This window comes from Streptomyces sp. NPDC031479 (assembly GCF_055581065.1).
Genome location: NZ_JBVIKC010000002.1, coordinates 232,239 through 244,593 on the forward strand (window position 1 = coordinate 232,239; position 12,355 = coordinate 244,593).

At 74.3% G+C, this 12,355-nt stretch carries 10 protein-coding genes; 7 read left to right on the forward strand and 3 right to left on the reverse strand.

All coding sequences use genetic code 11. The features are described 5' to 3' along the window. The first annotated feature begins 8 nt into the window (after positions 1-8). The 5 genes from pheS to ACZ5D2_RS03650 all read left to right on the forward strand — a co-directional run bounded on the left by pheS (position 9) and on the right by ACZ5D2_RS03650 (position 7,206). Positions 9-1,136: a phenylalanine--tRNA ligase subunit alpha gene (gene pheS / locus ACZ5D2_RS03630; protein WP_371679351.1), complete on the forward strand. Its 1,128-nt coding sequence runs from the start codon at positions 9-11 to the stop codon at positions 1,134-1,136. Further along, positions 1,136-3,664, forward strand: a complete 2,529-nt coding sequence (gene pheT, locus ACZ5D2_RS03635; RefSeq protein WP_371679352.1) for a phenylalanine--tRNA ligase subunit beta — start codon at positions 1,136-1,138, stop codon at positions 3,662-3,664. The genes pheS and pheT overlap by 1 nt, the downstream gene beginning before the upstream one ends. 153 nt (positions 3,665-3,817) lie before the next feature. After that, on the forward strand, positions 3,818-4,828 hold the full coding sequence (locus ACZ5D2_RS03640; RefSeq protein ID WP_371679353.1) for a PP2C family protein-serine/threonine phosphatase: 1,011 nt from the start codon (positions 3,818-3,820) through the stop codon (positions 4,826-4,828). A 456-nt stretch (positions 4,829-5,284) separates the two neighbouring features. Next, on the forward strand, positions 5,285-6,622 hold the full coding sequence (locus ACZ5D2_RS03645) for a transcriptional regulator (protein WP_371679354.1): 1,338 nt from the start codon (positions 5,285-5,287) through the stop codon (positions 6,620-6,622). 53 nt (positions 6,623-6,675) lie between these two features. Beyond that, a complete protein-coding gene (locus tag ACZ5D2_RS03650) occupies positions 6,676-7,206 on the forward strand; it encodes an NUDIX domain-containing protein (protein ID WP_371679355.1) in 531 nt (176 codons plus the stop codon). 56 nt (positions 7,207-7,262) lie between these two features. Here the strand turns inward: ACZ5D2_RS03650 and ACZ5D2_RS03655 are convergent, their stop codons facing one another. Beyond that, positions 7,263-8,165: a 3-hydroxybutyryl-CoA dehydrogenase gene (locus tag ACZ5D2_RS03655; protein WP_371679356.1), complete on the reverse strand. Its 903-nt coding sequence runs from the start codon at positions 8,163-8,165 to the stop codon at positions 7,263-7,265. 153 nt (positions 8,166-8,318) lie between these two features. Here ACZ5D2_RS03655 and ACZ5D2_RS03660 point away from each other — a divergent pair, with 153 nt between their 5' ends. Continuing rightward, positions 8,319-9,566, forward strand: coding sequence for a glycoside hydrolase family 10-like protein (locus ACZ5D2_RS03660; RefSeq protein WP_371679357.1), 1,248 nt, complete (start codon positions 8,319-8,321; stop codon positions 9,564-9,566). Between the two features lie 19 nt (positions 9,567-9,585). Here the strand turns inward: ACZ5D2_RS03660 and ACZ5D2_RS03665 are convergent, their stop codons facing one another. Together ACZ5D2_RS03665 and ACZ5D2_RS03670 are read right to left on the reverse strand one after the other, a co-directional pair. Then, positions 9,586-9,783 carry a DUF1918 domain-containing protein gene (locus ACZ5D2_RS03665; RefSeq protein WP_030233742.1) on the reverse strand — a complete coding sequence of 66 codons (198 nt, stop codon included), beginning with the start codon at positions 9,781-9,783 and terminating at the stop codon, positions 9,586-9,588. 57 nt (positions 9,784-9,840) lie between these two features. Then, positions 9,841-10,881: a DMT family transporter gene (locus ACZ5D2_RS03670; RefSeq protein WP_468926962.1), complete on the reverse strand. Its 1,041-nt coding sequence runs from the start codon at positions 10,879-10,881 to the stop codon at positions 9,841-9,843. Here ACZ5D2_RS03670 and ACZ5D2_RS03675 point away from each other — a divergent pair. Continuing rightward, positions 10,880-12,346, forward strand: a complete 1,467-nt coding sequence (locus ACZ5D2_RS03675) for an aminotransferase-like domain-containing protein (RefSeq protein WP_371679359.1) — start codon at positions 10,880-10,882, stop codon at positions 12,344-12,346. The genes ACZ5D2_RS03670 and ACZ5D2_RS03675 overlap by 2 nt on opposite strands. The last annotated feature ends 9 nt before the right edge of the window (positions 12,347-12,355 follow it).

Genomic DNA, 12,355 nt, shown 5'->3' on the forward strand with positions numbered 1-12,355 from the left:
GGGAAGAGATGTCGGCACCGAACAAGTCGTACGACCCTGTCGAGGTCGAGGCACTGAAACCGGAAGAGATCGAGCGCATGCGGGACGAGGCGCTCGCCGCCTTCGCGTCCGCCGGCGACCTCGACGAGCTCCGCGAGGCGAAGACCGCGCACATGGGCGACCGCTCGCCCCTGGCGCTCGCCAACCGGGAGATCGGCGCGCTGCCCCCGCAGGCCAAGGCCACGGCGGGCAAGCTCGTGGGTCAGGCCCGCGGCGCCGTGAACAAGGCCTTCGGGGCCCGCACCGTGGCGCTCGAAGCCGAGCGCGACGAGCGGGTGCTGGTCGAGGAGGCGGTGGACGTCACGCTGCCCTACGACCGCGTGCCCGCCGGCGCCCGCCACCCCCTGACCACGCTGATGGACCGCATCGCGGACATCTTCGTGGCCATGGGCTACGAGGTCGCGGAAGGCCCCGAGGTCGAGGCGGAGTGGTTCAACTTCGACGCCCTCAACTTCACGCCCGACCACCCGGCGCGCCAGATGCAGGACACGTTCTTCGTCCGGGGGCCCGAGGGCACCGAGGGCGACGAGTCCGGCGTCGTGCTGCGCACCCACACCTCCCCGGTGCAGGCGCGTTCGCTGCTGGAGCGCAAGCCCCCCGTCTACATCGTGTGCCCGGGGCGGGTCTACCGCACCGACGAGCTCGACGCGACGCACACGCCCGTCTTCCACCAGGTCGAGCTCCTCGCCGTGGACGAGGGCCTGACCATGGCGGACCTCAAGGGCACCATGGACCACATGGTCCAGGAGCTGTTCGGCGAGGGCACCACCACGCGCCTGCGCCCGCACTTCTTCCCCTTCACCGAGCCGTCCGCCGAGATGGACATGCAGTGCTACGTGTGCCGCGGCGCCTCGGTGGGCAACCCCGACCGCCCCTGCCGCACCTGCTCCAGCGAGGGCTGGATCGAGCTCGGCGGCTGCGGCATGGTCAACCCCAAGGTGCTGACCGCCTGCGGTGTGGACCCGGAGAAGTACAGCGGGTTCGCCTTCGGCTTCGGCATCGAGCGGATGCTGATGTTCCGTCACAACGTTGAAGACATGCGAGACATGGTCGAGGGTGACGTTCGTTTCACCCGGCCCTTCGGGATGGAGATCTGATGCGGGTCCCGCTTTCGTGGCTGCGGGAGTACGTAGACCTCCCCGCAGGTGAGACCGGCCGTGACGTGGCGGCCAAGCTCGTCGACGCCGGCCTGGAGGTCGAGACCGTCGAGCAGCTCGGCGCCGGGCTCAAGGGCCCCCTGGTCGTCGGCCGGGTGCTGACGATCGAGGAGCTGGAGGGCTTCCGCAAGCCGATCCGCTTCTGCACGGTCGACGTCGGCTCCGCCAACGGCACCGGTGAGCCGCAGGAGATCGTCTGCGGCGCCCGGAACTTCTCCGTCGGCGACAAGGTCGTCGTGGTCCTGCCCGGCGCCGTCCTGCCCGGGGACTTCGCGATCGCCTCGCGCAAGACCTACGGCCGCACCTCGCACGGCATGATCTGCTCCGGCGACGAGCTGGGCATGGGCGACGACGGCACGCACGGCATCATCGTGCTGCCGCCGGAGCACGAGGTCGGCACCGACGCGATCGAGCTGCTCCAGCTCGTCGACGAGGTCCTCGACATCGACATCACCCCGGACCGCGGCTACTGCATGTCCATGCGCGGTGTGGCCCGCGAGGCCGCCACCGCCTACGGCCTGCCGCTGCGCGACCCGGCGCTGCTCGACGTGCCCGCGCCGAACTCGTACGGCTACCTGGTCAAGGTCGACGACCCGGCCGGCTGCGACCGCTTCACCGCCCGCACCGTGACCGGTCTCGACCCCGAGGCCCGGTCCCCGATCTGGCTCACGCGCCGCCTCCAGAAGGCGGGCATGCGCCCGATCTCGCTCGCCGTCGACGTCACCAACTACGTGATGCTCGAACTCGGCCAGCCGCTGCACGCCTACGACCGCTCGCGCCTCGACGGCGCCATCGGTGTCCGGCGCGCCGAGCAGGGCGAGAAGTTCACCACCCTCGACGGGGTCAAGCGCACGCTCGACGCCGAGGACCTGGTGATCACCGACAACAGCGGCCCCATCGGGCTCGCCGGTGTCATGGGCGGTGCCCACACCGAGATCGCCGACTCCGTCACCGACCCGGAGACGGGCGCCGTCACCGGTACGACGGACGTGGTCGTCGAGGCCGCGCACTTCGACTCCGTGTCGATCTCGCGCACCGCCCGCCGCCTGAAGCTCTCCTCCGAGGCCTCCAAGCGCTTCGAGCGGGGCGTCGACCCGCAGGCCGCCGCCGCGGCCGCGCAGCGGACCGTCGACCTGCTCGTGCTGCTCGCCGGCGGTACCGCCGAGGCCGGGGTCACCGAGCTGACCGCCCCGGGCGCCCCGCGCACCATCGCGATGCGCGCCGACCACCCGGACCGGGTCGCGGGCATGGACTACGGCCGCGAGACCGTCGTGCGCCGCCTCCAGGAGGTCGGCTGCGACGTCTACGGCCAGGACGAGCTCGTCGTCACCGTCCCCTCGTGGCGTCCCGACCTCGCCGAGCCCAACGACCTCGCCGAGGAGGTCATCCGGCTGGAGGGCTACGGGAACCTCCCGTCCACCCTCCCGCAGGTGCCCTCCGGCCGAGGCCTGACCGCCCGGCAGCTGCTGCACCGCCGGGCCGGCCGCGCGCTGGCCGGCTCCGGCTACGTCGAGGCGCTGAGCTACCCGTTCCTCGGTGAGGGCGTCTTCGACCAGCTCCAGCTGCCGGCGCACGACGCCGCCCGCCAGGTGGTCAAGCTGGTCAACCCGATCTCCGACGAGGAGCCGGCACTGCGCACCACGCTGCTGCCGGGTCTGCTCGGCGCGCTGCGCCGCAACGACAGCCGGGGCAGCCACGACCTCGCGCTCTTCGAGACGGGCTCCGTCTTCCTCGCCGGCGACCGGCCGGGCGTCGCCGTACGCCTGCCCGTGGACCGTCGTCCCACGGACGAGGAGATCGCCACCCTGAACGCGGCCCTGCCCGCGCAGCCGCGCCACGCCGCGGTCGTGCTGGCCGGCGCCCGCGAGCAGGCCGGCTGGTGGGGCAAGGGCCGTCCGGCCGACTGGGCCGACGCGGTCCAGGCCGCCCGCGCGCTGGCCGTCGAGGCCGGTACCGAGCTGGTGGTCCGCCAGGGCCAGTACGGCCCCTGGCACCCGGGCCGCTGCGCCGAGCTGGTCGTCGTCCTGAACGGCGTGGAGACGGTCATCGGCCACGCCGGTGAGCTGCACCCCCGCGTGGTCAAGGCGATGGGCCTGCCCGCCCGTACCAGCGCCATGGAGATCGACCTGGACCGTCTCGCGGCGGCCGGCGGCGAGGCCCTCCAGGCGCCCCGGATCTCCTCCTTCCCGGTGGCGACCCAGGACGTGGCGCTGATCGTCGACGCGTCGGTCCCGGCCTCCGAGGTGGAGACCGCGCTGCGCAAGGGAGCCGGTGAACTGCTGGAGTCCCTGCGGCTGTTCGACGTGTTCACCGGTGAGCAGGTGGGCGAGGGCAAGAAGTCCCTCGCGTACGCGCTGCGCTTCCGCGCGACCGACCGCACGCTGACCGCCGAGGAGTCCACGGCCGCGCGCGACGCGGCGGTGGCCCTGGCCGGCGAGCGGACCGGGGCGGTGCTGCGCGGCGCGTAGCGCCCCGCCGCAGAACCCGATCGAGGGGCCCCTCCGGATCACCGGAGGGGCCCCTCACTCATTGGGGTGAGAACAACGGTGACCTGTGTCCAGTACGTCAGGAGGTCGACACAATCGTTCCGGCCGTCGAGCCGGAGGGGGAGGGTCCTACGGATGATCACGCACGCGGAGAGGCCCCGGGTGCGCCGGGTGTGCGCCCTCGCCCGAGGCGGCGCCGCGGTGTCCTGGGAGCCGTCCGCCCCCGGGCGGCCGGGGCCGGGCCTCGCCACCTGCGCGGCCTTCCTGCTCCTCGCCACGGGCTGCGCGCTGCGCGTCCGCCAGGGGCTGGTGGCCGAACTGCGCCGCTCGCGGGAGATCGCCGGAGCCACCCAGCAGGTCCTGCTGAGACCGCTGCCCGGGCGGATGGACGGCCTGGCGCTCGCGGCCGCCCAGCTGTCGGCGAGCCGGGGCGCGGCCGTGGGCGGGGACCTGTACGAAGCGGTGACCACGGCGTACGGCGTACGGGTGCTGATCGGGGACGTACGGGGCCACGGCCTCCCGGCCCTGGGGGCGGCCGCCGCGGTCCTGGGCTCCTTCCGCGAGGCGGCCCACGACGAGCCCGAGCCCGCCGGGGTCCTGCGGCGGATGGAACGCTCCCTGGAGCGGCACCTGAGCGAACGCGCCCGCGCCGAGCCCCCGTCGGCCTCACCGCAACGGCCGCGGTCCACGGTGGCGGAGGAGTTCGTGACGGTGCTGCTGCTCCAGATCGCGGCGGACGGTTCGGTGGAGGCCCTGAACTGCGGCCACCCCTGGCCCTACCGCCTCGGCCCGGCACCGGCGTCCGTCCCGCCGGCGCGCACGGTACGTCCGCTCGCGGGCGGCGAGACGCTGCCGCCGCTCGGGGTGGTCCCCCTGCCGCCGGACCTCCGGTCCCGGTACTGCGGGGAGATCGGCCCCGGCGAGGTCCTCGTGCTGTACACCGACGGCGCCGAGGACGCCCGGGACCGCCGGGGCCGCTTCTTCCCGCTGCGGGGCGTCCTCGCGCGGGCGCCGGCGCCCACGCCCGCGCGGCTGGTCGCGGGCGTGCACGCCGCACTGCTGCGCCACACCAGGGGACGGCTCACGGACGACGTGACCCTGCTGGTGCTCCGCAACGACCGTGGCGACCGGGGCGAGCGCCCCTGACGGGCCGCTCCTGCGGCCGGGCCGGGTGCGTGCCGGGCGGCGGAGCCGGACCGGCCCTGCACCGGTCCGGCCGTCCCCGCGCGACCGGCGGAGCCACTCCGCACCGGGCCGGTGGACGGGCCCGGTGCGGGTGCGGCCCGGCTCCTGGCGGGCACCCGGCGACCAACCGGGCCCCGGCGGAGCCGTGGTGCGCCGCCCGCCTGCCATGGAGTGTCGGGCAGACAGCAGGGCGGGCGGCGCGGTGCCGGGTCGTCGCACTGTACGAGGGGGAGCCGACGACCCGGACGGCCTCCTTGGCGAGGCTCTTAAGTGAAACCCCGCGGGGCCCCCGCGCGGCAGGGTGCGCATCGCATTTATGCGCGTACTCGATTCACACCCCGTGTGAATCGAGCACACCGCACCCCGCGCGGGGCCCCCAGCCACTAGCCTGGATCCGACGAGCCCTTGGAGGGGCCCATGCAGCCCAACGCCCTGCTCGACGCCCTCCTCGCCGAGGCGGGCATGTCCCACGCAGGACTCGCCGCGCACGTCAACCAGGCGGGCCGGTCGCGCGGACTCGCGCTGCGCTACGAGCACACCGCGGTCTCGCGCTGGCTGAAGGGGCAGCGCCCCCGCGGCCAAGTGCCCGACCTGATCTGCGAAGTGCTCGGCGGACGCCTGCGACGGCCCGTCGGACTGGAGGACATCGGGCTCGGGATCCCGGGACAGCACAGCCCGCACACGACCCGGATCGGCGGCTTCGTCGACCGCGCCACCGCCCTGTGGCGCTCGGACGAACTGGGCCGGCCCGCGCTGCTCACGGCCGAGGCCGTCACCGGGACCCCGGCCGTGATCCCGGTGTGGGAGTGGGAGAACCCGCCGGAGGACGCCGACGTGTCCCGCTCCGGCCCGCACCGGATCGGGCCCGAGCACATCGAGGTCCTGCGGGCGGCCCGCGCGCACTACGAGCTGATGTACCGGCGGGCCGGCGGGATGGCGACGCGCGCCCGGATCGTCCGCTTCCTCGGCAGCGAGACCGCTCCGATGCTCCGCGGCAGCTACCCGGACGGGATCGGCCGGCTCCTGCACCGGGCCACCGGGTCCCTGGTGGCGGTCGCCGGGATCTGCGCGTACGACTCCGACGCCCACGGGCTCGCCCAGCGCTACTTCCACCAGGCGCTGCGGCTCGCCAAGGCCAGCGGGGACCGGGGGCTCGGCGCGTACGTGATCGCCCTGCTGGTCAACCAGTCGCTGCACCTGCGGGAGTACCGCCAGGCCGTCGCCTTCGCGGAGGCCGCGCTGCGCGCCGCCGGACGGCACACCACCCCGGCGCTGGCCGCGGACCTGTACGCGATGCAGGCCAAGGCCTACGCCCAACTCGGTGATCCGGTGGCCGCGTTGGCCTGCATCCGCAGCGCGGAGGCCGCCGCCGAGCGGATCCGGCCGGGCGCCGAGCCCGACGAGACGGGCTACGTACAGCCCGGACTGGTCAACGTGCAGGTGGCGGAGGCGCTGCTGAGCCTGGGGGACCTCGACGCGGCGCACGCCCAGGCCGCGGAGGCCGTGGGGACCCCCGCGCACGACCGGGGGAGGGTGCACCGGCTCGCGATGCTGTGCGAGATCCAGCTGCGCCAGGGCGAGGCGGACCGGGCGGTGGCCTCGGCGGCCGAAATGGCCGAACGGGCCAAGGGGATGGAGTCGCTGCGGCTGCGCGACCGGCTGCGGGCGGTCCGGGAACAGCTGCTGACCAGCGGGTACGCGGGCGCGGAGGAGACTGCGCAGCTCATCGACGGGGCGCTGCGCGTTCCCCTGTGACGGCAGGAACTGCTGCCATGTTGCCACCGACGGATGCGAAAGGTGGCACAACCGTGCAGTGGACGAACCTGAGTGAGCAGACGGTGTACAAGAACCGATGGTTCGACGTGAACCTCGCGGACGTGGAACTCCCCGACGGCCGGCACCTGGACCACTTCGTGATCCGGCTGCGCCCGGTGGCCGTGGCCACGGCCGTCAACGAGGCCAACGAGGTGCTGCTGTTGTGGCGGCACCGGTTCATCACCGACAGCTGGGGCTGGGAACTGCCCGCCGGGGTGGTCGAGGACGGCGAGGCCGTCGAAGCGGCGGCGGCGCGGGAGATGGAGGAGGAGTCGGGCTGGCGGCCGGGGCCGCTGCACCACCTGATGACGGTGGAGCCGTCCAACGGGCTGACCGACGCCCGCCACCACCTCTACTGGGCGGAGGGGGCCACGTACGTCGGTCACCCGGAGGACGACTTCGAGTCCTCGCGGCGCGAGTGGGTCCCGCTGAAGCTCGTGCCGGACATGATCGCGCGGGGCGAGGTCCCGGCCGCCAACATGGCGGCCGGGCTGCTCCTGCTGCACCATCTGCGGCTCGGCTAGGTCGAGGGACCCGGGCCGGCCGGCGGTGCTCCGCCCCCGCGCGTGCGCGCCGGGTGTCAGCCGTACGGGTAGAAGCCCGAGCCGGTCTTGCGGCCGAGGCGACCCGCGTCGACCATCCGCTGGAGCAGCGGGGGAGCGGCGTACAGCGGCTCCTTGAACTCGGAGTACATGGAATCGGCGACCGAGGCGACCGTGTCCAGACCGATCAGGTCCGCCAGCTTCAGCGGGCCCATCGGGTGGGCGCAGCCCAGCTCCATGCCGTTGTCGATGTCCTCGCGGCTCGCGATGCCGGACTCGAACATCCGGATCGCGGAGAGCAGGTACGGGATGAGCAGGGCGTTGACCACGAAGCCGCTGCGGTCCTGGGCGCGGATCGCGTGCTTGCCCAGCACCTTCGCGACCAGGGCCTCGGCGCGCTTGACGGTTTCGTCGGACGTGGTCAGGGCCGGGATCAGCTCGACGAGCTGCTGCACCGGGGCCGGGTTGAAGAAGTGGATGCCGATGACCTGGTCCGGCCGCGAGGTCGCGACGGCCAGCTTGACCAGCGGGATCGAGGAGGTGTTGGAGGCGAGGATCGCGTCCGGGCGGGTGATCACCTGGTCGAGGACCTGGAAGATCTCCGTCTTGACCTGCTCGTTCTCGACGACGGCCTCGATGACGAGGTCGCGGTCGGCGAACTCGCCGAGGTCGGTGGTGAAGGTGAGGCGGGCCAGGGTGGCGTCCCGCTCCTCCTCGCTGATCTTGCCGCGTTCGGCGGCCTTGGTCAGGGAGTTGTGCAGCCGGGTGCGCCCGATCTCCAGGGCCTCGCCCGTGGTCTCGGCGACCATCACCTCAAGACCGCTGCGGGCGCACACCTCGGCGATGCCCGCGCCCATCTGGCCGCAGCCCACCACGCCGACCCGTGCGATGTCGGTCGGGAGGGTAGAGAGGTCCGTCACATCGTGCCTTTCGCTGCTCATCCATCGCGGGTCCCCCGGAGTTGGCAGTGGTAACTGCGTCCGGCGCCCGCCACGCCCCCCGACGTTACCCCCGTCCTTGCCCCCGGTGGCGGGGTGGGGCGGGCATGCTGGGCGCACGCAGAGCGATGTCACGGAGCGGAACGGAGTCGTCACATGGCGCACATCGGACGGCGGGGCCTGCTGGCGGGGGCCGCGGGGGTGCTGGCCACGACGGCGGCGGCCGCCCCGGCGGGGGAGCGGAGGGCGGTGCAGGGGTCCGGCGGCGGGCGGGCGCCGGTACCGGAACTCAGGGGGATGTGGATCGCCACCGTGGAGAACGTCGACTGGCCCTCCGAGGCCGGCCTGTCCGCGCGGGAGCAGCGGGCGGAGCTGACCGGGCTCCTCGACACGGCCGTGGAGCGGCGGCTGAACGCCGTGTTCCTCCAGGTCAGGCCGACGGCCGACGCCCTGTGGCCCTCGACGAAGGAGCCCTGGTCGCAGTGGCTGACGGGGGTGCAGGGGCAGGATCCCGGCTGGGACCCGCTGGGCACCGCGGTAGCCGAGGCGCACGCGCGGGGGCTGGAGCTGCACGCCTGGTTCAACCCGTACCGGGTGGCCAACCACACCGATCCCCAGCGGCTCGTCGCGGCGCACCCGGCCCGCCGCAACCCCACCTGGGCCGTGCCCTACGGGGGCAAGCTCTACTACAACCCGGGGCTGCCGCAGGTGCGGGCCTTCGTGCAGGAGGCGATGCTCGACGCCGTCTCCCGCTACCCGGTCGACGGGGTGCACTGGGACGACTACTTCTACCCGTACCCGGTCGCCGGTCAGGAGTTCGACGACGACGAGGCCTACGAGCGGTACGGCGGGTCCTTCGCCTCGCGCGCGGACTGGCGCCGCCACAACACCGACACCCTGGTGAAGGAGATGTCGGACCGGCTGAAGGGCGTCCGCCCGGCGGCCCGCTTCGGGGTCAGCCCCTTCGCGGTGTGGCGCAACAGCGACCGGGACCCGCTCGGCTCGCAGACCCGGGCGGGGGTGCAGACCTACGACGACCTGTACGCGGACACCCGCAAGTGGGTCCGCGAGGGCTGGATCGACTCGATCGTGCCGCAGGCGTACTGGCAGATCGGCCACCCGTCCGCCGACTACGCCGCGATCGTGGAGTGGTGGGCGGGCACCGTCAGGGGCACGCGGGTGGCCCTGTACGTGGGGGAGGCCCTGTACCGCTGCGACGCGGACAGCTCCACGCCCGCCTGGCGCGATCCGGCGGAGCTGTCGAGGCACCTGACCCTCGCGGCACGGCACGCCGAGGTCCGCGGCCACGTCTACTTCTCGGCGAAGCAGGTGACCGCGGACCCCAACGGCGCGATGGCCAGGGTCGTCGCCGATCACTATCCGGCGACGGCGGCGCCGCGTTGAGCCGGGCTGCCGCCCGGGGTCAGGGGGTGTGCTCGGACGGGTGCTTGACGACGCAGTCGGGGCCGGGCGACATGACCGCCTCGTGGCCGTCGGTGAAGCGGACCCGGTAGGGGGGGGTTCCGTTCTCGCCCAGTACCTGAGTGATCTCGCCGACCTTGTCGTGTTGTCCCACGACCCGGCCGTGCTGCACCAGCTGGTCGCCCTCGGTAGCGCGCATAGCTGACCTCCTCGGTGGCGGTCCGATCCGGTGTTAGCAGTTTAGGGCGACAACCGGCTATTTGACCCGTTGGGTGACGGCGATGCAGACCAGTACCGCGCAGGCGGCGGCGGGCGCCGCCGGGGAGAGGTGCTCGCCCAGCAGCGCGACCGACCAGACCAGGGTCAGCAGGGGCTGGGCGAGCTGGAGCTGGCTGGCGCGCGGGGCGCCGATCTCGGCCATTCCGCGGTACCAGACGTACAGGCCGAAGAAGGTGGAGCCGGCCGCCGCCCACACCAGGCCGGCCACGCCGTGGGCGGTCAAGTGCACCGGCTCGTACGCGAGCCCGAGCACGGAGCCGGTCACGGTGAGCGGCAGGCACAGCACCAGGGCCCAGCCGATCACCTGCCAGCCCGGCATCAGCCGCGCCAGCCGTCCGCCCTCGGTGTATCCGGCGGCGCACACCACGAGCGCCCCGAACAGGTAGGCGTCCCCGGTGGAGAGGGCTCCCCCGCTCTGGGTGAGCGTGAAGCCCAGGACGACCGCCGCTCCGGCGACGGCCGCCGCCCAGAAGCGGGGGGACGGCCGGGCGCCGGTGCGCAGGGCGGAGAAGGAGGCGGTGGTCAGCGGGAGCAGTCCGACCACGACGGCGGCGTGCGAGGTGGTGGAGGTCTGCAGGGCGAGGGTGGTCAGCATCGGGAAGCCGGCCACCACGCCGCCGGCCACGACCGCGAGCCCCGCCCAGTGCGCGCGGGCCGGCAAGGGGACCCGCCCGGCCAGCAGGAAGGCGCCCGCGAGGAGGGCGGCGAGGACGCTGCGCAGGGCGACGAGCGACCAGGGACCGAAGCTCTCCAGGCCCCAGGCGGTGGCGGGGAAGGTCAGCGAGAAGGCGACGACGCCAAGGAGGGCCAGGACCGTGCCGGTGCGGGTGCCGCCCGCCTGCCGGGGGGTGGCCGCCCGCGTAGCGCCGCCGCCGCTGCCGCCCGTGACGCCGGCAGCGCTGCCCGCGCCGCCGCCGGTGCCGCCCGTGACGCCCGGGTCGGCGTGCGCGCCGAGGTGGTGACCGGTCGGCCGAACCGCTATCGGGCCGGAGGGAGTAGCGCTATTCTGTGCTGTCATGTATGAGCGTAGCAGTGTGGCGGAACTGGCGGAAAGCCTGCGGTCGGAGCTTGACCGCTATCCGGTGGGTGGAAAGCTCCCGTCCAGTCGGGCCCTGGTCGAGCGCTACCGGGTCAGCCCCGTCACCGTTTCCCGGGCCCTCGCCCTGCTCGCCGCCGAGGGGCTCGTGGTCACCCGGCCCGGCGCCGGAGTGTTCCGGTCCCCGCCGCGCACGGAGGCCGGCGCCTCCGGCGACACCTCCTGGCAGGAGGTCTCCCTCAGCGCGGAGGGGACCGGTGAGGTGGTTCCCCGCTCGGTGGACGCCTCCGGGGTGATGGTCTGCCTGACCACGCCGCCGCCCGGCGTGATCGGACTCAACAGCGGCTACCTGCACCCCTCCCTCCAGCCGGAGCGGGCCATGGCCGCCGCGCTGGCGCGGGCCGGACGCCGCCCGGGGGCCTGGGGGCGGCCGCCGGTGGAGGGGCTGCCCGAGCTGCGCGACTGGTTCGCCCGCGAGATCGGCGGGGCCGTGGGGGCCGCCGACGTGCTGGTCACCGCCGGCGGGCAGAGCGCGCTGACCACGGCCCTGCGGGCGCTGGCCCCGCCCGGGGCGCCGGTCCTGGTGGAGTCCCCGACGTACCCCGGGCTGCTCGCCATCGCCCGCGCCTCCGGCTGCCGGCCCGTACCCGTGCCCGTGGACACGGACGGGGTCCGGCCGGAGCTGCTCGCGGCCGCCTTCGAGGCCACCGGGGCGCGGGTGTTCGTGTGCCAGCCGCTGTTCCAGAACCCGACGGGCGCGGTGCTGTCCGCCGCCCGCAGGCCCGAGGTGCTGAGGATCGCGCGGGCCGCCGGGGCCTTCGTGATCGAGGACGACTACGCGCGGGCCCTGGCCCACGAGGACGCCGGCCCGCCGCCACCCACCCTGGCCGCCGAGGACGCCGACGGGGTGGTGGTGCACGTCCGTTCGCTGACCAAGGTCACCTCGCCGAGCCTGCGGGTGGGCGCGCTGGCCGCCCGGGGCCCGGTGCTGGACCGGCTGCGCGCGATCCAGGTGGTGGACAGCTTCTTCGTGCCCCGGCCGCTCCAGGAGGCCGCCCTCGAACTGGTCGGCGCGCCCGCCTGGCCGCGTCATCTGCGGGCCGTCGCCGCCGAGTTGCGCCACCGGCGGGACGTGCTCGCGGGCGCGCTGCGGCGGGAGCTGCCGGGGCTGGAGCCCGTCCGGCTGCCGGCCGGCGGGTACCAGCTGTGGACCCGGCTCGGCGAGGGCGGCGACGACGCGGCCTTCGTCGCCGAAGCCCTGCGCGCCGGGGTCGCGATCGCGCCCGGCCGGCCGTTCTTCTGCGCCGAGCCGCCCGCCGCCCACGTCCGGCTGGGCTTCGCCGGGGTCTCGGGTCCGGGAGAGCTGGTGGAGGCGGTGCGGCGGATGCGGGGCGGGCTGTCCGCGGCGCCCGTAAACCCTGTTGAGGGGGGCGGAGGGGCGTTCTAGCCTGCCCGC

Coding starts and splice junctions, on each gene's coding strand:
- pheS (WP_371679351.1), top strand. CDS start 9: ATGTCGGCACCGAACAAGTCGTACGACCCTGTCGAGGTCGAGGCACTG.
- pheT (WP_371679352.1), top strand. CDS start 1,136: ATGCGGGTCCCGCTTTCGTGGCTGCGGGAGTACGTAGACCTCCCCGCA.
- ACZ5D2_RS03640 (WP_371679353.1), top strand. CDS start 3,818: ATGATCACGCACGCGGAGAGGCCCCGGGTGCGCCGGGTGTGCGCCCTC.
- ACZ5D2_RS03645 (WP_371679354.1), top strand. CDS start 5,285: ATGCAGCCCAACGCCCTGCTCGACGCCCTCCTCGCCGAGGCGGGCATG.
- ACZ5D2_RS03655 (WP_371679356.1), bottom strand. CDS start 8,165: ATGAGCAGCGAAAGGCACGATGTGACGGACCTCTCTACCCTCCCGACC.
- ACZ5D2_RS03660 (WP_371679357.1), top strand. CDS start 8,319: ATGGCGCACATCGGACGGCGGGGCCTGCTGGCGGGGGCCGCGGGGGTG.
- ACZ5D2_RS03665 (WP_030233742.1), bottom strand. CDS start 9,783: ATGCGCGCTACCGAGGGCGACCAGCTGGTGCAGCACGGCCGGGTCGTG.
- ACZ5D2_RS03675 (WP_371679359.1), top strand. CDS start 10,880: ATGTATGAGCGTAGCAGTGTGGCGGAACTGGCGGAAAGCCTGCGGTCG.
- ACZ5D2_RS03670 (WP_468926962.1), bottom strand. CDS start 10,881: ATGACAGCACAGAATAGCGCTACTCCCTCCGGCCCGATAGCGGTTCGG.